Genomic DNA, 19,515 nt, shown 5'->3' with positions numbered 1-19,515 from the left:
GAGCGACCGGTACGACCCGCGTCTCCAGTCGTTCGGCACGCCCGTTTCGGGGGATGACGACCTCGGGGTGCCGGAGGGGAGACCGTCGTGGACACCGTACGCAATGTGATCGCCGGGGAGAGCCGCGAGCCGGCCTCCGGCGCGTGGATGGACCTGATCGATCCCTCCACCGAGCAGGTGTACGGCAGGGCGGCCCGCTCGGGCGAGCGGGACGTGGCGAGCGCGGTGGAGGCGGCCACGGAGGCCGCCCGGGCCTGGCGCCGGACCACCCCGGCCGAGCGTCAGCGGCTGCTCGTCGAGCTGGCCGATCTGATGGCCAGCAACCGGGACGCGCTGGCCGAGGCCGAGGTGCGGGCGACCGGCAAGCCCCGCGGCACCGCGCTGCGGGTCGACGTGGACGGGGCCATCGACGTCATCCGCTATTTCGCCGGAGCGGCGCGGGTGCTGGAGGGCCTCGGCGCCACCGAGTACGCCGAGGGGCACACCTCGTTCGTCCGCCGTGAGCCGATCGGCGTCGTGGCCCAGGTGACGCCGTGGAACTACCCGCTGATGATGGCCGCCTGGAAGATCGGCCCGGCCCTGGCGGCGGGAAACACCCTGGTGCTGAAGCCGTCCGACACCACGCCGGGCTCGGCCGTGCTGCTCGGTGAGCTGTGTGCCCGGGTGCTGCCGCCCGGAGTGGTCAACGTCGTGTGCGGCGACCGGGACACCGGCCGCGCGCTGGTGGCGCACTCCGGCGCGGAGATGGTGGCGATCACCGGGTCGACCCGGGCCGGGGCCGAGGTGATGGCGGCCGCGGCGCCGGACCTCAAGGACGTCCACCTGGAGCTGGGCGGGAAGGCTCCCGCGCTGGTCTTCGCCGACGCCGACCTGGAGGCGACCGCCGCCGGCGTCGCCGCGGCCGCGTTCTTCAACACCGGCCAGGACTGCACGGCCGTGACCCGGGTGCTCGTCGAGGAGAGCGCGTACGACGCCTTCGTCGCCGCGCTCGCCGACGCGGCGCGGGCGCTGACCGTCGGCGGCCCGGACGAGGAAGGCGTCTTTCTCGGCCCGTCCAATAACGCGGCGCAGGCCGAGCGGGTCGCGGGTTTCCTCGAGCGGCTGCCCGCGCACGCCCGCGTCGTCACCGGGGGCGCCCGGCTCGGCCGCCCCGGTTACTTCTTCCCGCCGACCGTCGTCGCGGACGTCCGGCAGGACGACGAGATCGTGCAGCAGGAGGTCTTCGGCCCGGTCCTCACCGTGCAGCCGTTCGCGGACGAGGACGAGGCCGTCGCCCAGGCCAACGGGGTCGAGTACGCCCTCGCCTCAAGCGTGTGGACCAGGGACGTCGGCCGGGCGATGCGGCTGTCGGCCGCGCTCGACTTCGGCGCGGTGTGGGTCAACTGCCATCAGGTGATCATCCCGGAGATGCCGCACGGCGGCTTCAAGCACTCCGGCACCGCCGGAAAGGACCTGTCCCGGTATGGCCTGGACGCCTACACCCGCGTCAAGCACGTGATGATCAGCCACGCGTGACGTCTCCGGCCGCCGGGCAGGCCGTGGACGCGGGCCGGGCGAGGCCGGTCAGGTGAGTCACGGCCGCCGTCACGGCGGACCAGCGGGCGACGCCCGGCCGCTTCGGACCCGGAACGCGGTGGTGCGGGGTTTCCGCATGCCGTCGGGTGCCGGGCCCGGTGACGCGGGTCCACTGTGACGAGGCCAGTGTGATGTGAATCACTCGGGAAGCGGCTGTTTTGCGGTGAACCCGGGCGTCCGGAACAGTACCCATCACGATGGACACGACGGATCTGGAGCTGTTGCGGCAGGTCACGAGGGGTGACGAGCACGCCTTCGAGCAGTTGTACGCCCGGCACGCACGGGCGCTGCTGGCGTACGCGGAAGGACTCCTCGGCGAGCGCGGACCGGCCGAGGAGGCGCTCCAGGAGACGTTCATCGCCGTGTGGCGCGGCGCCGGCGCGTTCGAAGAGCGGTCGCTGGTGCGCACCTGGCTGTTCGGCATCTGCCGCCGCCAGGCGCTCAAGCGGATGCGCGGTCATCTGCCGGCGTCGCGGCCTCTCGACGACGCGCTCGACCTGCCGTCGCCGGAGCCCGGGCCGCAGGCGGTGACGCTGGCACGGGCGGACACGGCCGCGGTCGCGGCCGCGTTGCGGACGCTGGCCCCGCTCCACCGCGAGGTCCTCGACCTCGCGTTCGCCGCCGAGATGTCCCATGCGGAGATCGCCCAGGTGCTGGGCGTCCCGGCCGGGACGGTGAAAAGCCGCCTGTTCAACGCCCGGGCCGCGCTGGCCCGCGCCCTGCCTGTCGAGATCGAGGAGGCCGGCCGATGAACCACCCCACCGAGCTGCTGCCCGACTACGCCGCCGGTGTCCTCCCGGACCCGGCCGCCGTGGACGCCCATGTGCGGGCGTGTGCCGAATGCGCCGCCGAGGCCGAGTCGTGGAGAAAGGTCCGCTCGGCCGTCGCCGGGCGCGCCGCCGCGGTGGCCGCGCCCGCGCCGTCGATCTTCGCCGCGATCCGGGAGCGCATCGGCGCGGCCGAGCCGCGGGTGCGGGTTCGTACGCACCCGGTCCCCAGGTACGCCGGTGAGGTGGGGCGGCGGCCGTGGCGGCGGGCCCTCGGCCTGCTGACCCGCCAGTGGACCCTGGTCAGGTGGCCGGTCTGGGCGCTGGCCGTGGCCGCGCTCGTGGTCGGCGGCGTGGTCGCCGCCCGGGTCTCGTCGGCGGGGCTGGCACCTCAGGTGCTCGCCACCGTGATTCCGCTCGCCGCGGCGCTCGCGGTGGCGGGGGCGTGCGGAACGGATCGGGAACCGGTCGGCGAGCTGGTCGCGGCGACCCCCACGTCGCCCAGGGTGGTGCTGCTGGCCCGGCTCACGCTGGTGCTCGGCGTGATCGGCTCACTGAGCCTGCTCGTCACGCTGGCGCTCGTGCCGCTGGAGCCGGTCGCCGGGCTCCTCGGCCTCGCGGCGGCGTGGTTCGGCCCGCTGGTGCCGCTGTCCGCGCTGAGCTTCACGCTGTCGGTGCTGTGGCGGCCGTCCGTGGGCGTGGGGGCGGCCATGGCGCTGTGGCTGCTGCGGCTCCTCGCCATGACGGGCGCGATCGACCGGGCCCTGGCGGCCGTGGTCGAGCGGCTGTGCACCCCCGGCGCCGGCGTCCTGACCGGCGCGGCCGTACTCGTCGCGGTGGCGGTGCTGCTGTCGCCGCGCCTGCCCCATGGGCGGGCGCACCGGATCGGCTTCTGAACCGGGCCGCTTCTGATCCGGGCCGCTTCTGATCCGGGCCGCTTGTGGTCCGGGTTGCCTTATGATCCGGGCCGGATTTCGATTAGAACAAGATTCTGGTGAACCGGCCCGGCCCGGCCGGTACCCACTAGCGTGAAATCAATGTCCTTGTGGCGGTACGAGGCCCGGCGTGCGGGATGGCCGGCATGCCTGGCTGCCCCGGCGTCGCTGCTGGTGACCCTCGCCCTCGCGGTGGCGAGTCTCGGCTTCGGCGCGCCCCCGCCGTCCGTCCACGGAGTGCTCCTCTCGGGCGTCGAGGCGCTCGTCCCCCTGGCCGCGGCGATGGCGGCGGTCACGGTGGTCAGCGTGGACCGCTGTCGTGAGCTGCAGCTCGCGCTCCCGGCCGCCTATGCGGGCACGCTCGGCCGCAGGCTCGGCGTCGTCGCGGGGATCGGCGCCGCGCTGTCGGTGCTCTTCTCGGCCGTGCTGCGGCTCACCGGCTCGTGGACCGGACCGCAGTCACCCCTCGCGTCGGTCCTGGTCTGGGCGTCGCCGCTGCTGGGGCTCACCGGCCTGGCCCTGCTCGTGGCCGTCCTGGGCCGCAGCGTCGTGCTCGCGACCACGACGGTCGCCGTGATGTGGCTGTGCCAGCAACTGTTCGCCCCGGCGCTGGCCGCCGGGACGTGGTCGCGCCCGTTCTTCCTGTTCATGACCAGCCGCGCGGGCGTCGCCGACGGCTGGGGGACGAACCGTGCGGTGCTCGCGGCCTGCGGCGTCCTGTTCATCACGGCCGCGCTCCTGCTGCTGCGCCGGCCGGAGCGTCTCCTGACGGAGGAAGAGGTATGAGGTCGCGTCTGTCCGCCGTGTGCCGGTACGAGTTCCGGATGCAGATCCGCAAGCGGTCCCTGTGGGTGAGCACCGCCGGCCTGGCCATGCTGATCGCCGTCGCCCAGGGCGACCGGGGGCCGCGCTACCTGCCGGCAGGCACGAGCGCCGCCGAGGTGATGGCGTCGTGGGCGCTGCTGTTCTCCATGCTGCTGCCGATCGGGTTCGGCATGGTGCTGGCCGACCGGCTGGTCCGCGACCACAGGATCGGCGCCGCGCCGCTGCTCGCCAGCCTGCCGACCCGCCCGGGCGCGCTGGTGGCCGGAAAGTACGCGGGGTCCGTCGCGGCGACCGCGGTCCCCGGCCTGCTGGTGCTCCTCGTCACCGCCGGCGGCGAGTTCGCCCACCGGGGTGATGTCGCGCTGTTCGGCTGGGCCTTCGTGGCGTTCGCCGTGGTGCTGCTGCCGGGCCTGGCGTTCGTGGCCGCGTTCGCGCTCGTCTGCCCGATGGTGATCTCGGCGCCGCTGTTCCGGGTGCTGTTCGCGGGCTACTGGTTCTGGGGGAACATGCTCGGCCCGAACTATCTGCCCTCGCTGACGGGGACGCTGCTGACACCGATCGGCGACTATCCGGCGAGCTGGCTCATGGGCGGGAAGGCCCTCTACGCGGGCGACTCCGGCTGGCTCCCGTTCCTGCGTCCCGAGCCGGGCGGCGGCGCGGCGCTCCTCAGCGTCGTCCTGCTGACCGTGCTCGCGTCCCTGCCCCTCGCGTTCGCGGGCTCCCTGATGACCCGCCGTACCTCGTCCTGAAAGAGAGACCGAAGTAGACCATGGACATCACGATCAGCGGGCTGCGCAGGCGGTTCGGACGCGTCGAGGCGCTGCGCGGCGTCGACCTCGAGGTCCCCGGAGGGATGTTCGGCCTGCTGGGCACGAACGGCGCGGGCAAGACCACTCTGATGCGCATCCTGGCCGGGGTGCTGTCCCCGACCGGCGGGCGGGTGCTGGTGGGCGGCCACGACCTCACCACCCGGGCGGGACGGCTGGCCGTGCAGCGGCGGCTGGGCTACCTGCCGCAGGACCTCGGCCTCTATCCCGATCTCACGACCCGCGAGTTCCTCGACTACATAGGGCTGCTCAAGGGCCTCGACGACGACTCGGCCCGGCGCCGCCAGATCGGCGAGCTGCTCGACATGGTGGGGCTCGCCGACGTCGCCGGACGCAGGCTCAAGGGCTTCTCCGGCGGCATGCGGCGGCGGGTCGGCATCGCGCAGGCCCTGCTCGGCGACCCCGCGCTGGTCGTGGTGGACGAGCCGACGGCCGGGCTCGACCCCGAGGAACGTATCCGCTTCCGCACGCTTCTGGCCCAGATCGCGGGGCACCGGACCGTGCTGCTGAGCACCCACATCGTGGAGGACGTGGCACAGACCTGCCAGGAGGCCGCCGTCATGGCGGCGGGCCGGGTGATCTTCACCGGTCCGGTGACCGGCATCATCGGCCGCGCCCGGGGCGCGACGTGGGAGGTCGTCACCCAGGGGCCGCCCCCGGCCACAGGCGTGGTCGTGTCGGCGGTCGGCGGGCCGGACGGCACGCACTATCGCGTGGTCAGCCCGGCCAAGCCGGATCCGGCGGCGGTCCCGGTGCAGCCGTCGCTGGAGGAGGGCTACGTCGCGCTCATGCGCGAGGCCGTCCCCAGCTGAGCGCTCAGTCGCGGAGGCCGGCGAAGAGGTCGTCCTCGTGGTCCGGGGCGTCCACGCGGGAGGTCTTCCTGGTGAAGAACTCGTGCGAGAAGGCCCGGTGCTGGGCCTCGGGCGGCATCTGCAGCATGGGGATGTTCTCGCCCTGGCTCGCGTGGGCCTGCAGGGCCTTCAACTTGTTCTCCACGTACGCCGACACGTCGACGACGCTGGTGACGAGCTCCTCGGGGGTGCCGAAGTCGTCGGGAAGCTCGAAGTCGTCCGGGGCCATGCCGCTGCTGCGCAGAAACTCGAACATCTCCCGGATCCGCTCGCGCGGCACGGCGACGTAGTAGAGCTTGTCGGGGATGCCGGTCATCTCGGCCGCCGCGACCGCGATGCGGTGGGCCTGGATGTGGTCGGGGTGTCCGTAGTTGCCGTTCTCGTCGTAGGTGACGATCACCTGGGGCCGGTAGCGCTCCATCAGCTCGGCGAGCCGGGCGGCGGCCGACTCGACCGGGACGTTGGCGAACGCGTCCGGGTGGCCGTTGCCCTCCCAGCCGACCATGCCGGAGTCGCGGTAGCCGAGCAGTTCCAGGTGGCCGATGCCGAGGTGGCCGACCGACTCGCGCAGCTCGGCCAGGCGCCGCTCGGCGACCGCGGCGTCGTCGTGGCCGGGCTCGCCCGGCTTCACCCCTCCGGGACCGTCTCCCTGCTCCCCGTTGGTGCACGTCACCAGGACCGTACGGACACCCTCGGCGGCGTACTTCGCGAAGACCCCGCCGGTGCCCATCACCTCGTCGTCCGGGTGGGCGTGCACAGCCATCAGGGTGAGCTCTCGGTCCATTCCGTCCCCCGCAGTGTCGTTTACCGTCACCCGGACGACCCTATATCGCCCCTTGATCTCGCGTGGGGACACCGCTGACCGGCGGCGTCGGGGCCGGGGCCATGCGGCCGGCCAGCAGCCACCAGACGACCAGCTGCAGCAGGGCCAGCACCACGGCGAAGGGCGGCAGGGTCCAGAGCCCGACGCCCTGCGCGATCGCACCGGCGAGCCACGGGAACACGGCGCCGCCGACCACCGACACGCCGTTCAGCAGCCCGATCGCCGTCGGCACCAGCCGGGCCACGGTCAGCCGCGGCGCGACGGCCATCGTCGTGGGGAAGATCGGCCCGAGCCAGAAGCCGAGCAGCACGAAGCTCACGGTGGCCACGGCGGCGCCCGGCGCGAGCCAGGCCAGCATCGTGCTGAGCGTGACTCCGGCCAGGCAGACGAAGGTCATCCCGGTCGCGGTCAGGCCGAGCCTGGTGGCGATCGGGCTGATCAGGAAGCGGCCCAGGGTGAGCCCGAGCCAGTAACCGGAGACGGTGTAGCCGGCCAGCAGGTCGCTCTGCCCGTGCTCGTCGACCAGGAAACTGAACCCCCAGTTCCCCACGCTGATCTCCAGGCCGACGTACACGGCGAGGAACACCGCGCCCAGCAGGACGGCGGGCTGCCGCGAGGCGGTGGCCAGCAGCCCGCCGGTGGCGGGCCCGGCGTGTTCTCCCGTGTGTTCCCCCGGGGGCGGGGCCTCGCGGGCGGGCAGGGTCAGGTAGAAGCCGATCAGCAGCGGCAGGCAGACCAGGGCCAGGACCAGCCACACGGCCGTCCAGGGCAGGAAGGTCAAGATCCAGGTGGCCAGCAGCGGCCCGAGAAGCGCGCCGACGCCGAAGAACGCGTGCAGGCGGTTGAGCAGCGTCGTCGCCCCGGGCAGGTCGGTGAGGTAGGCGTTCAGCACCGATTCGAAGATGCCCGTGCCGTACCCGGCCACGATCTGGCCCACCAGGAAGGCCAGGAACGGCGGGCGCACGGCCGTGAAGAGGCCGGCCAGCGCGAACGTGCCGCCGCCGAGGATGAGCGAGGCCCGGATCCCGAGGCGGTTGATCAGCGGACCGGCGGTCGAGCCGGACAGCATGAACCCGGCGGAGAAGGCGAAGAACTGGGTGCCGATCGTGGCCTTGTCGAGGCCGTAGTCGTCGATCTGCGCCGGCAGCAGCACCCCGCCCACGCCGGAGCTCAGGCCGACCAGGACGAAGGTGACGTAGGAGAGCGCGACCGGCGCCCACAACCGACGCCCCAGTCCGGACACCTGACCTCCCGCGGTACGAGCAGCCTTCCGGCCACCCGCGTGCGGGACCGGCCGTATCCGTGATCAACGGTGATCCCGTTTTCGGCGTCATGCTACTTGGTGTCCCTGTTGCTCCCATAGGGGTTTTCAGGGGGTTATCGTCGCCATGTGATGGATCACGCGACGGTCCGGGCGAACGGCATCCGCATCGCCTACCGGGCGTACGGCCCGGAGGGCGGCCCGCCCCTGGTCCTGCTGCACGGGCTGGGCGAGGGCATGGTCTCCTGGGACGGCGTGGCCGGCGTGCTGGCCGCCGGTCGGCGCGTGTACGCCCTGGACCTGCGCGGCCACGGCGCCGGCGACTGGCCGGGCGACTATGGCCTGGAACTCATGCGCGACGACGTCCTCGCCTTCCTCGACACGCTGTCGCTCGGCACGGTGGACCTGATCGGGCACTCGATGGGCGGCGTCGTGGCCTACCTGCTCGCCGCGGAGCGGCCGGGCCGGGTGCGGACCTTGATCCTGGAGGACGTCCCGCTCCCCGTGCCGCGCGTCCCGCCTCCTCTCGTACGGCCGGAGGGGCCGCTGACGTTCGACTGGGCCATGGTGGAGGCGATCAGGCCCGAGGTCGACCGGCCCGACCCGGCGTGGCTGGAGCGGCTGGGCCTGATCACCGCGCGCACGCTCGTGATCGGCGGCGGGCCGGACAGCCACATCCCGCAGGAGCGGGTCGCCGAGATGGCCCGCCGCATCCCCGGCGCGACGCTCGTCACGATTCCCGCCGGGCACCTGGTGCACGAGAACGCCCCGGAGGCGTTCGTCCGCGAGGTGCTCGCCTTCCTTCCCTAGAGCGTGGACGGCAGCCCGAAGACGGTGAACAGGGCGGGATCGCCGAACACGACGTTCCGCGCGACGCCGGATCGGGTGACGGTGAAGACCTGCACCGAGTGGGCCCGCGGGACGCCGTCGCCGCCGTCGACATAGGCGGCGAGCGCCGGCTGCCCGTTGGCCCGCGTCGGCACCATCCGCCAGGGGCCGCGCCGGGTGCAGACCCAGCGGATGAAACGGCCGAACTCCTCCCGGCCGGAGAACCACGACAGGAACGGCGGCATCTCCAGGATCGCGTCCTCCCGCAGCAGCCGTTCGAGGGCGTCGACGTCGGCCTTCTCGAACGCCGTGACGTACCGGTCGAGCAGGTCGCGGCCGGCGGGGTCGTCCGGCTCCACGAGGTCGTCCTCGGCCGGGGCGACCGTGGCGAGCCGGGCGCGGGCGCGCTGCAGTGCGCTGTTGACGGCGGCGGCCGACGTCTCCAGCAGGTCGGCGACCTCGCTCGCCCGCCAGGCCAGCACCTCGCGCAGGATGAGCACCGCCCGCTGCCGCGGCGGCAGATGCTGCAGGGCCGCGACGAACGCCAGCCGGATCCCGCCCCGGGACGCGACGATCGCGGCGGGGTCCACCAGCGCGTCGGGGATCGGCTCCAGCCAGGTCACCTCCGGCAGCCTCCGTTGCGGCCCCGTCTCCGGGTCGTCGCCGGGGCCGGTCAGGCCCGAGGGCAGTGCCCGGCGGCCACGTTGTTCGAGTGCCGTGAGGCAGGCGTTCGTCGCGATCCGGTAGAGCCAGGTGCGCGGGGAGGCCCGCCGCTCGTCGTAGTCGCCCGACGCCCGCCATGCCCGCAGCATGACCTCCTGCAGCAGGTCCTCCGCGTCGTGCACCGAGCCCAGCATCCGGTAGCAGTGCGTCATCAGCTCACGCCGGTGGGGCCCGGTGATCCGCTCGAACTCCTCGTCACTCCACATGCGCTCTCCCGCGTCGCGTCGCCGTCACCGGTATCTACCGGCTCGCCGCCGCCGACTCATCGGTGACCGATGAGTTGTCCGCACGCTCCCGGTACGTACCGGCGAAACCGCTCACGGAAAGGACGAGGATGATCCCCACCCACACCACCCGCCCCGCCTCTGCCCGGCCGGCCCCGGCCCGTGCCGGGCGGCCCTGGCCGATGCTGGCGGTGCTGCTCGCCGGCCAGTTCATGGGGCTGCTCGACCTCTACATCGTCAACGTGGCGATTCCCCGGATCGGCGCCGACCTGGAGGCCTCGGGGGCCGCCCTGCAACTGGTCGTCGGCGGCTACATCATCGCGTACGCGACCCTGCTGATCACCGGCGCCCGGCTCGGCGAGCTGTACGGCAGGCGCCGCATGTACGTGATCGGGGTCGCCGCCTTCACCGCGGGCTCGCTGCTGTGCGGGCTCGCTCCGGACATCGGGACGCTGATCGCCTTCAGGTTCGTCCAGGGGGCCGCGGCGGCGGTGATGGTCCCGCAGATCATGAGCGTGATCCAGACCCGGTTCACCGGCAGGGCCAGGGCCACGGCGCTCAGCGCGTACGCCTCGGTACTCTCGGCCGGTTCGGTCGCCGGGCTGACGCTGGGCGGGGTGCTGACCGGCGCCGACCTCGCCGGGACCGGCTGGCGGCCGGTGTTCCTGGTGAACGTCCCCGCGGGCGTCCTGCTGACGGTCGCGGTGCCCCGGCTGTTGCCTCCGGACGCGCCGTCCGGGCCGCGCGGGGCGCGTGGGCTCGACCTGCGGGGCCTCGCGCTCGCGCTGCCCGCGACGCTCCTGATCGTGCTTCCGCTCGTGCTGGGCCGGGAGGCCGGTTGGCCCGTGTGGGCGTACGTCTCGATCGCCGCGGGGGTCGTGCTCGCCGCCGTGTTCGTTGTGGCGCAGCGCCGTACGGCGGCCAGGGGCGGCGACCCGCTGCTCAACCTGGACGTGCTGCGCGCGACCGGCATGCCCTCGGGCCTGGCGACGCTGATCGCGGTGATGGTCGCCTACGGCGGGTTCCTGTTCACCTTCGCCATGCACCTGCAGAGCGGCCTCGGGGAGAGCCCGATGCGGGCCGGGCTCACGTTCCTGCCCATGGCGACGGCGTTCGGACTGGCCAGTTTCTACTGGCGCAGGCTGCCGGGCCGGATCCACCGGCTGCTCCCGGCGTCCGGGCTGGTCTTGTGCGCCCTCGGCACGGCCGGTCTCGCGGTCTCGGCGACCGGCGGCCCGATGATGTGGGCCGCGCTGGTGGTCTACGGCGCCGGGCTGGGGATCTCGATCAGCCTGCTCAACCACGCCCTGGTCAACGTGCCACCCGCCCGCGCCGCCGACGCGAGCGGCCTGCTCACGACGGCCATGCAGTTCGGCCAGCTGACCGGCGTGGCGGTGTTCGGCACCGTCTTCCTGAGCCTGGCCGATCCGCCGAGGCCGGAGGCGATGGGCACGACCGCCCGGTGGCTGTCGATCGTCACGGCCCTCGGCGTGGTGGCCGCGGTCACCCTGGCCCGTGCCGCACGGCCCCGGCCCGCCTGAGCACCCCGGCGCACACACCGAGCGGACCCCGGGCTCCCCGGGGTCCCAGGTGGCTCACTCCTCCGGGATCGCCGCAGGGCCGAGCCGCGCGCCCGGACGAATCGCCGAAGGTGTCGTCCCCGGGGACGCCGAAGGCGCCTCGCGCGTCGCATCCGGCGGATCACCGTGCGCGGCTGCGGAGCCTGCCACGCGGAGAACGGTCTCGTGGCCGCCCATCGGGACTATTTCGACCTGCTCGAGCTGTACTCCCAGCTCGGGTTCTCACTCGTCTCCGGCTGAACCCTCCGGCGCATCTTGTCGGGCGCGGCAGCGGTAACCGCCCCCCGGTTTGGGGTGATTTGTAGTGGTTTACGTAGCCTGAAAGTCTGGGAGAGGGGAGGCGTCATGCCCGATCCAGCGGACGCGACCGTGTTCTTCGTGGGAAACGCCACCATGATCATCCGTTCTCACGGGTTCACCCTGCTGACGGATCCGAACTTCCTGCACAAGGGGCAGCGGGCCCATCTCGGCTGGGGGTTGAGCACTCGCCGCCGCACCGAGCCGGCGATGGAGATCGCGCAGCTTCCGCCCCTGGACCTGGTCGTGCTGTCGCACATGCACGGCGACCACTGGGACAGGATCGCCAGGAACGGACTCGACAAGGACCTGCCGATCGTCACCACCCGCCACGCGGCGGCCCGGGTACGCCGCCAGGGATTCGACCACGCCATCGGCCTGGAACCCTGGGAGTACTACCACCAGCGCCACGGGGACAGCACGCTGACGGTGACGGCCACGCCCGCGCGGCACGCGCCGGGTCCGGCGAACGGCCTGATGCCGCCGGTCATGGGGAGCGTGCTCGACTTCGCCCACGCGGGCGAGGTGGACCTGCGCCTGCACATCAGCGGTGACACGGTCATGGACGAGTGCCTGTCGGAGATCCCGCGGCGCTTCCCCGACATCGACGTCGGCATCGTGCACCTCGGCGGCACGCGGATCCTCGGCCTCACGGTGACCATGGACGGCGCCCAGGGAGCGGAGTGGCTCAGGCTGATACAGCCGGACTCCGCTTTGCCTGTGCATTACGACGACTACGCGGCGTTCGCCTCCCCGCTGAAGGACTTCCAGCGGCACGTTCGGAGCGCGGGACTGTCGCACCTGGTCCACTACCTCATGCGCGGCGAGACCTACCGGCTGCCCGTACGGCAGGCCGGCGTACGCCCGCGCCGTCCCGTCGCCGGACCCGGCTGACACAACACAGTCAAGGTCTATTGACAGTCCACGCGGTAGGGGTGTTGCATCTTAATTCAAGAATTAAAACTTTACTGAAGCGCTGGACGCACCGGTGCGCGCCCTTCCTCCGCGTAGGGGCGCGGGCCGGAGATCCTGCTGGCATCCCCCCACCAACCGGAGATCTCCATGCGCAAACCCCGGCTCCTCATCATGGCCGCGGCCATGGTCGTCAGCCTGACCGGCGGCCTGGTCGCCGGCACGGGCGCCGACCGAGCCGAAGCCGCCATCGGCCCCGTCACCTGGTCGGACGAGTTCAACGCCGCGGCGGGAACGCCCGTCGACGGCTCCAAGTGGAAGTTCGACATCGGCGGCGGCGGCTGGGGCAACAACGAGCTGGAGTACTACACCAACTCGACCCGCAACGTGTACCACGACGGGCAGGGACACCTCGCCATCACCGCCCGGCGGGAGAACCCGTCGAACTATCAGTGCCACTACGGCACCTGCCAGTACACCTCCGGCCGCATCCTGACCGCCGACAAGTTCAGCCAGGCGTACGGACGCTTCGAGGCGAGCATCAAGATCCCCAAGGGTCAGGGCATCTGGCCGGCGTTCTGGATGCTCGGCGGCGGCAACTGGCCCAACACCGGTGAGATCGACGTCATGGAGAACGTCGGCAACACGCCCGGCACCGTCTACGGCACCGTGCACGGCCCCGGCTACTCCGGTGGCAGCGGCGTCGGCGGCAACCGGACGATCGGCGCGCCACTCGGCGACGCCTTCCACACCTACCGCGTCGACTGGTCGCCCAACCTCATCGTCTGGTACCTGGACGGCTCGGAGTACTTCCGCGTCACACCGGCCGACATCCGCGGCAACCAGTGGGTGTTCGACCACCCGTTCTTCATGATCCTGAACGTCGCGGTCGGCGGCTACTGGCCGGGCAACCCCGACTCCACCACGTCGTTCCCGCAGACGATGCTGATCGACTGGGTCCGCGTCTCCGCCTGGACGAGCGACGGCGGAAGCGGGACCGGTACCGCGCTGAAGTCCAACCTGAACGGCCGCTGCGTCGACATCCCGAGCGCGAACCCCGTCGACGGCGCCCGGCTGCAGATGTACGACTGCAACGGCACCGCCGCACAGCAGTGGATGATCAACGGTGACGGCACGGTCCGCGCGATGGGCAAATGCATGGACGCCGCCGCGGCCGGCACCGCCAACGGCACGCCCATTCAGCTCTACACGTGCAACGGCACCGGCGCCCAGCGCTTCACGCTCACCCCGGCCGGTGACCTCGTCAACGTCCCCGCGAACCGATGCGTGGACATCGTGGACGTGAATCCCGCCAGCGGCGCACGCCTGCAACTGTGGGACTGCACCGGCGGAGCCAACCAGAAGTGGACCCGCGGCTGACCGCGCTCACGGGCTCACGGCGAGGAGCAGGAAGGCGGCGAACAGCGTGAGGTGCACGCCCGCCTGCAGGAGGGTGGCCCGGCCGGGCACCACGGTCAAGGTCGCCACGACGACCGTCAGCACGAGCAGCACGATGTGCGTCGGGCCGAGTCCGAGCAGCAGCGGCCCCTTCAGCCACAGCGAGGCGGCGGCGATCGTCGGAATGGTGAGCCCGATGCTGGCCATGGCCGAGCCGAAGGCGAGGTTCAGGCTGACCTGGACCCGGGCGCGCCGGGCCGCCCGCGCGGCGGCGAGGGTCTCCGGCAGCAGCACCAGCAGCGCGATCACGACGCCCACCGCGGACTGCGGCAGGCTGGCCGCGCGTACGGTCGCCTCGATGGCGGGCGACTCGACCTTCGCCAGGCCCACCACCGCGATCAGCGCGGTCAGCAGCAGCGCCAGGCTGGCAGTGGCAGCCCGTGTGGTCGGCGGACCGGCGTGGCCGGCGGCATCCGGTCCCTCGGTCCCGGGCTCCACCGAGAGGAAGTATTCGCGGTGCCGGAAGGTCTGCGTGAGCACGAACAGGCCGTACAACGCGATCGAGGCGAGCGCGGCGAACGCGAGCTGGGCCGGGGTGAAGATCGGCCCCGGCTGGCCGGTGGTGAACGTCGGCAGGACGAGACTCAGCGTGGACAGGGTGGCGACGGTGGCCAGCGCGCCTCCGGTCCCCTCCGCGTTGAACACCGCCACCCGCCGCCGTAGCGCCGCGACGAGCAGAGACAGGCCGACGATCCCGTTACAAGTGATCATCACGGCGGCGAACACCGTGTCGCGGGCGAGCGACGACGCGGCCGGCCCGCCCGACGCGGTGAGGCTGATGATCAGTGCCACCTCGATCACCGTGACCGCGACGGCGAGCACGAGCGACCCGAACGGCTCGCCCACGCGGTGGGCGATGACCTCGGCGTGGTGCACGGCCGCGAGCACCGAGACCGCGAGGAAGACCGCCGCGATCACCACGACGACGGGAGGGATGGTCCGTCCCCACGCCAGAGCGAGCACTGCCACGGCGAGGATCGGAACGGTGACGGTCCAGGTGGCGGCCAGCCGGCGGTAGCGCAGGGTCACATCCTCATCCTGCCCAAATAGGGCGAATAGGCATAAAGCCCTCGACTGCCCCGGCTCGGGGGCGGACTGTGCCGGGTGCAGGTGGGCGTGCCGGGCTCGATGGCGGGATGGGTGTGGCTCAGAGCTGCTTGAGCAGCCAGCGAGGACCGGTGACCAGGGCGCCGAGGGCCGTCACCCGCTCGCGCAGCCCCCGGTCGGCGGTGACGACGAGGGCCGTCTCCCATGACCGCGCGCCGCGCACCGCTTCCACGATCGCGTCGTCCCCGCTGCCCCCGGCCACCACGACCGTCAGGTCCCCGGTCACCGGCCCCGGATCGGCGGCGCCGGCCGCCGCCCCTTCGAGCACCGCGACCACGCGCGGGAACCACCGGGCCAGGGCGGGAACCCCTTCCGGCATCTCGTCGAAGCCCTGTGCGGAACGGGGGACCAGCTCGTTGAGCAGGCGGTTCGCGGCCCCCGCGCGATCCTTCCACCACCCGTGCTCGGCCCGCGCGCCGATGATGTTGGCCATGTCGAGGACGACGACCACCGGGCTCAGCGCCGGCCGGATCCTCGGCCACGAGTCGGCGAAACCGGGATGCAGTTCCTTCGCGGCCACCTCGTCGGCCGCCACCCAGCGCATGTCGGCGCTCTCGCCGTTGGCGGGCGCGGCGTCGAGCAGCCCCCCGGCCTCCGCGATCACCGTCTGGAACGACCAGCCGCCGTGGTCGTCGACGTAGAGCCCGCGCACCCGGACGAGATCGGCGTCCAGCGCGGCCTCCTCCCGCGCCTCGCGCAGCGCGCCGGTGATGGCGTCCTCATGGCTGTCGCACGCGCCGCCCGGCAGCCCCCACGTCCCGCCGTGATGGCTCCACCAGGCCCGCTTCTGCATCAGCACGTACGGCATGCCGTCGAGCGTGTGGTGCACGGTGAGCAGGCCGGCGGCGCCGTACAGCCCCCAGTGCTGATGCCCCAGCTCGCACAGGGCCCAGCCGTCGCCGTCCTTCGCCGCCATGCACCCATCTTGCCGCAGCCTGCCGAATCGCTTTGACGGTCACCAGCGTTCGAGGGGCACCTCCAGCCCGGCGACCAAATCGACGAGGGTCACTCCATCCGCGATGCGGACGACCTGGATCCGCGTCGCGAGACGTACGTCCCGAAGGCGCGTGGCGGCCTCGTGGGCGGTTCGCGGGAAGCGGTGGCGATCGGCAGGGAGTCGACCTGTGGAACCTGGCTGATCGCCAGTGTGACGGTGTCGTAGGCCGATCGTTATTAACCGGTGAGCGATCCTTTCCGACCCGGTGTCCGGAGCCCGTTAACGTGTGAGCCCTCACTCGTGATTCCCCTTTGTCCGGAGAATCAGGAGATGTCATATCTGGAGAGACGCCCGCTTCCTGCGGCCGGAGGAGCGGGCGTTGTCCTCCCTTTTCTCTCCTCCTTCTCGCGCCGTCGCCGGTGCGGGTGGTGGTGGCTCTTATCCGATCACCGTTTCCGACGGGCTCGGCTCGTTACCCTGCCGGTACATCCGTACCGGCAGGGTCGCCGCCGTCAGGGGTGTGGTGAGGCGACGGCAGGCCGGCCGGGCGAGGACATCGCCGGCAGTGGCCCGATGATCGCCGGCGGTCGCCCCTTTGTTTTCCGAGTTCTCGCCTGAACGTTTCAGCCGGTCCCGGATTTCGTTCCCCGTCTCCAGCGATCCCTGCGCAAGTGAGGGCCGTCCTGGGCGGAAAGCCGCCTCGGCGCGGCGTTGACCGGCGATCGACGGGATCGTAGCTTGATGCGCGGTGTTCCTGTGGATGGATGTAGTTCAGGTGCACGAAACCCCTTGTGGGGTCAGGAGTCATTCCTCGGTCAGGGGCCCTGCGCGACCTTGCAAGGAGCTCTGTTGTGAAAAGCAGAACCAGAACGGGCGCCGCGGTGATCGGCGCCCTCGCCGGAGCCGTCGCCCTGGCCGGCGTGACCACCGCCGGAACGGCACAGGCCGCCACCGGGTGCGCCGTGACCTACACGACCAACGACTGGCCGGGTGGGTTCACCGCCGGCATCACGATCCAGAACCTGGGCAGCGCGATCAACGGCTGGACCCTCGGGTTCGCCTTCCCCGACAGCGGTCAGAAGGTGGGCACCGGCTGGTCGGCCACCTACAGCCAGAGCGGGCAGGACGTCACGGCCACGAACGTGGACTACAACGCCGCCATCGCGACCGGCGCGTCGTTGTCCATCGGCTTCAACGGCAGCTGGTCGGGGTCCAACCCCAAGCCCGCCGCGTTCACCTTGAACGGCGTCACGTGCACCGGTTCCACCACCACCTCATCGCCCACACCCTCGCCCAGCCTGTCGCCCGCCCTGTCGCCCACCCCGTCGCCCTCCCCGACACGCTCGCCCTCGCCGTCACCCACCCCCTCGCCCTCGACCACGCCGTCGAGTGGCGCGGTGTACGTGTCGCCGAACGGCAGGGACGGCGCGGCGGGGACGCAGTCCGACCCGACGACCCTCACTTCGGCGATCACGCGCGTCGCCCCCGGCGGGACGATCTATCTGCGCGGCGGGCGGTACGCCTTCACGCAGACGATCACCATCGCACCGGGCAACAACGGCACCTCGAACGCCCGCAAGACCCTGTCCGCCTACCCCGGTGAGACTCCGGTGCTGAACTTCTCGGCCCAGAGCGAGTCCTCGTCGAACCGCGGACTCGCCGTGAACGGCTCGTACTGGCATGTGTACGGCATCGTCGTCGAGCGGGCCGGTGACAACGGAATCTACGTCGGCGGCAGTAACAACATCATCGAGCGTACGGTGACCCGGTTCAATCGCGACACCGGGCTGCAGCTCGGGCGGATCGCCTCCGACACCCCCCGCGACCAGTGGCCGTCCAACAACCTCATCCTCAGCGCGGAGTCGCACGACAACGCCGACTCCGACGGCGAGGACGCCGACGGCTTCGCCGCGAAGCTCACCACCGGCACCGGCAACGTCTTCCGCTACGACGTGTCTCACAACAACATCGACGACGGCTGGGACCTCTACACCAAGACGGACACCGGAGCCATCGGGCCGGTGACCATCGAGGATTCCCTGTCCTACAACAACGGCACCCTCACCGACGGCAGCCAGGCCGGCGACGGCGACCGCAACGGCTACAAACTGGGCGGCGACAAGATCTCCGTCAACCACATCGTCCGGCGCAGCATCGCCTACCGCAACGGCCACCACGGGTTCACCTACAACAGCAACCCGGGCACGATGTCGATCTCGAACAACGTCGGCATCGACAACGCCGAGCGCAACTTCTCCTTCGACACGGGCACCTCGGTGTTCCGCAACAACACCTCGTGCCGCAGCGGCAGCGGGTCCAACGACAAGACGGTCGGTAACGCCGACAGCTCCAACCAGTTCTGGTCCGGCTCGAACGGGTCCCGGTGCTCCTCCTACACCGGCGCCATGGGCTGGTCCTTCGCCTCGGACGGCCACCTCGTCGTGACCTTCGGCGGCAGGCCGGTCACGCCGTAACCGGTCGTCTCGTCACCCGGCAAGCGCTCCCCGGTGGATCACGGCTCGGCCCTGCCGGCCTCTCACAGGGTCACCGGCGGGCGGGGCAATCCGTCACCGGGTCACCGGCGGGGCGGGACAACCCGTGGGCGGGACAACCATCACCGGGTCACCGGCGGGCGACCCGCCCACGCGCCGTACGCGGTGGGCGGGGCCCGCGGTGCGGCTTGCGCGGCACCGGCGTCAGCGGCCGTTCACCGAGAAGTGCTGGTAGTCCTTGGCGCCCGACCACGAGCCGCCCCAGCCCCAGCCGATCTGCCTGAAGGCCCGCACCACGCGATCCCCGTCGTTGATCACGCCGGGCTTCTTGAGCGGCCGGTCGACGAACGCGTCGGCGTTGCGGTGGGCGTTGGACCCGTTCGCGTAGACGTACGGGTTCTCCCGGGGGTTGAGATCCACGGCGAGGCCGTACGCGTGGTTGGACCAGCTGCCGGAACCGGTGGCGTTGCGGCAGTTGAAGGCCGAGGTGTTGTCGGCGTCGATGGAGTCGTAGTCACTGCCCTTGTAGACGTCGACGGGCTCCATCCGGCGGATGGGATAGCGCATGTCGTAGAGCTTCCCGAAGACGGAGGCCACGTCTTCGGCCACCTTCTTGTTCACCACGAGCGTGCCGGTGTGCGCCTGGTCGTCGAAGCCCCAGTAGGTCATGGTGATCTTGCGCAGCCCGCTCAGCGGAACCGGGCAGCCGGGCCGCCACGAGTGCCGGACGTCGTCGCGGGACACCTTCTCGATCTTCGCCGAGAAGGGCGGCGGCCCGCTCGGGCTCGGCGTGGGACCGCTGCCGGGCGCGGGCGAGATCGGCGCGGCCGAGGGCGTGACGAGCGAAGGCGTGACGGACGCGGCTGAGGCCTGCGCGGCCGAGGGGCCGGCGCCGGCCATGCTGGACGGCGACGACGCCGCGGCGGGCGCGGACACCCGGGTCCGGGCGGTGCCGGACGCACCCGCGTCACCGACCCCGGCACAGCCGGTCATCCCGACGAGAGCCGCTACCACTACCGCTGACCTGCGGTTCCACAAGGAGGTCATAGGCGCAGGTTACCTGCGGACAAGGCGTGCGCCGGCGGTCGCGCAC

Annotated in this window: 17 protein-coding genes; 11 read left to right on the top strand and 6 right to left on the bottom strand. The window is 71.9% G+C overall.

Annotation, left to right across the window (positions count from 1 at the left end; genetic code table 11):
* Positions 1–87: 87 nt before the first annotated feature.
* The 6 genes from AB0O28_RS02365 to AB0O28_RS02340 all read left to right on the top strand — a co-directional run bounded on the left by AB0O28_RS02365 (position 88) and on the right by AB0O28_RS02340 (position 5,741).
* Entirely contained in the window at positions 88–1,515 is a 1,428-nt protein-coding gene (locus AB0O28_RS02365; RefSeq protein WP_363635398.1) for an aminobutyraldehyde dehydrogenase, read from the top strand.
* A gap of 257 nt (positions 1,516–1,772) precedes the next feature.
* A complete protein-coding gene (locus AB0O28_RS02360; protein WP_363635396.1) occupies positions 1,773–2,327 on the top strand; it encodes a sigma-70 family RNA polymerase sigma factor in 555 nt (184 codons plus the stop codon).
* The gene (locus AB0O28_RS02355) at positions 2,324–3,238 is read left to right on the top strand and encodes a hypothetical protein (RefSeq protein WP_363635394.1); all 915 of its coding nucleotides are present in this window, start codon (positions 2,324–2,326) and stop codon (positions 3,236–3,238) included. The genes AB0O28_RS02360 and AB0O28_RS02355 overlap by 4 nt, the downstream gene beginning before the upstream one ends.
* A 141-nt stretch (positions 3,239–3,379) precedes the next feature.
* Complete coding sequence (locus tag AB0O28_RS02350; protein WP_363635392.1) at positions 3,380–4,063, top strand: hypothetical protein; 684 nt, start codon at positions 3,380–3,382, stop codon at positions 4,061–4,063.
* Complete coding sequence (locus tag AB0O28_RS02345; protein ID WP_363635390.1) at positions 4,060–4,851, top strand: hypothetical protein; 792 nt, start codon at positions 4,060–4,062, stop codon at positions 4,849–4,851. The genes AB0O28_RS02350 and AB0O28_RS02345 overlap by 4 nt, the downstream gene beginning before the upstream one ends.
* A gap of 20 nt (positions 4,852–4,871) precedes the next feature.
* Positions 4,872–5,741 (top strand): ABC transporter ATP-binding protein, encoded by an 870-nt coding sequence (locus tag AB0O28_RS02340; protein ID WP_363635388.1) that lies wholly within the window; start codon positions 4,872–4,874, stop codon positions 5,739–5,741.
* Between the two features lie 4 nt (positions 5,742–5,745).
* Here the strand turns inward: AB0O28_RS02340 and AB0O28_RS02335 are convergent, their stop codons facing one another.
* Positions 5,746–6,594, bottom strand: coding sequence for a PIG-L family deacetylase (locus tag AB0O28_RS02335; RefSeq protein ID WP_363635386.1), 849 nt, complete (start codon positions 6,592–6,594; stop codon positions 5,746–5,748).
* A 10-nt stretch (positions 6,595–6,604) separates the two neighbouring features.
* Positions 6,605–7,846, bottom strand: a complete 1,242-nt coding sequence (locus AB0O28_RS02330) for an MFS transporter (protein WP_363635384.1) — start codon at positions 7,844–7,846, stop codon at positions 6,605–6,607.
* Positions 7,847–7,996: 150 nt separating this feature from the next.
* On the opposite strand from AB0O28_RS02330, the gene AB0O28_RS02325 reads away from it, so the two are divergent.
* Positions 7,997–8,674, top strand: a complete 678-nt coding sequence (locus AB0O28_RS02325; protein ID WP_363636149.1) for an alpha/beta hydrolase — start codon at positions 7,997–7,999, stop codon at positions 8,672–8,674.
* Here the strand turns inward: AB0O28_RS02325 and AB0O28_RS02320 are convergent.
* Positions 8,671–9,621: a sigma-70 family RNA polymerase sigma factor gene (locus AB0O28_RS02320; protein ID WP_363635382.1), complete on the bottom strand. Its 951-nt coding sequence runs from the start codon at positions 9,619–9,621 to the stop codon at positions 8,671–8,673. The two genes, AB0O28_RS02325 and AB0O28_RS02320, sit on opposite strands and share 4 nt — an antisense overlap.
* A gap of 128 nt (positions 9,622–9,749) precedes the next feature.
* Here AB0O28_RS02320 and AB0O28_RS02315 point away from each other — a divergent pair, with 128 nt between their 5' ends.
* The 3 genes from AB0O28_RS02315 to AB0O28_RS02305 all read left to right on the top strand — a co-directional run bounded on the left by AB0O28_RS02315 (position 9,750) and on the right by AB0O28_RS02305 (position 13,808).
* Positions 9,750–11,180, top strand: a complete 1,431-nt coding sequence (locus AB0O28_RS02315) for an MFS transporter (RefSeq protein ID WP_363635380.1) — start codon at positions 9,750–9,752, stop codon at positions 11,178–11,180.
* A 384-nt stretch (positions 11,181–11,564) separates the two neighbouring features.
* The gene (locus AB0O28_RS02310; protein WP_363635378.1) at positions 11,565–12,410 is read left to right on the top strand and encodes an MBL fold metallo-hydrolase; all 846 of its coding nucleotides are present in this window, start codon (positions 11,565–11,567) and stop codon (positions 12,408–12,410) included.
* A 168-nt stretch (positions 12,411–12,578) separates the two neighbouring features.
* Positions 12,579–13,808 carry a family 16 glycosylhydrolase gene (locus tag AB0O28_RS02305; RefSeq protein WP_363635376.1) on the top strand — a complete coding sequence of 410 codons (1,230 nt, stop codon included), beginning with the start codon at positions 12,579–12,581 and terminating at the stop codon, positions 13,806–13,808.
* A 6-nt stretch (positions 13,809–13,814) separates the two neighbouring features.
* Here the strand turns inward: AB0O28_RS02305 and AB0O28_RS02300 are convergent, their stop codons facing one another.
* Together AB0O28_RS02300 and AB0O28_RS02295 are read right to left on the bottom strand one after the other, a co-directional pair.
* A complete protein-coding gene (locus tag AB0O28_RS02300; protein WP_363635374.1) occupies positions 13,815–14,915 on the bottom strand; it encodes a hypothetical protein in 1,101 nt (366 codons plus the stop codon).
* Between the two features lie 118 nt (positions 14,916–15,033).
* Complete coding sequence (locus AB0O28_RS02295) at positions 15,034–15,909, bottom strand: NUDIX domain-containing protein (protein ID WP_363635372.1); 876 nt, start codon at positions 15,907–15,909, stop codon at positions 15,034–15,036.
* An 872-nt stretch (positions 15,910–16,781) separates the two neighbouring features.
* On the opposite strand from AB0O28_RS02295, the gene AB0O28_RS02290 reads away from it, so the two are divergent.
* The gene (locus AB0O28_RS02290; protein WP_363635370.1) at positions 16,782–18,404 is read left to right on the top strand and encodes a cellulose-binding domain-containing protein; all 1,623 of its coding nucleotides are present in this window, start codon (positions 16,782–16,784) and stop codon (positions 18,402–18,404) included.
* Between the two features lie 222 nt (positions 18,405–18,626).
* Here the strand turns inward: AB0O28_RS02290 and AB0O28_RS02285 are convergent, their stop codons facing one another.
* The gene (locus AB0O28_RS02285) at positions 18,627–19,469 is read right to left on the bottom strand and encodes a M15 family metallopeptidase (RefSeq protein WP_363635368.1); all 843 of its coding nucleotides are present in this window, start codon (positions 19,467–19,469) and stop codon (positions 18,627–18,629) included.
* Positions 19,470–19,515: the final 46 nt, after the last annotated feature.

The organism is Microbispora sp. NPDC088329 (assembly GCF_040685655.1).
Lineage (GTDB): Bacteria > Actinomycetota > Actinomycetes > Streptosporangiales > Streptosporangiaceae > Microbispora.
This window is presented reverse-complemented; position numbering and strand designations above follow the sequence as displayed.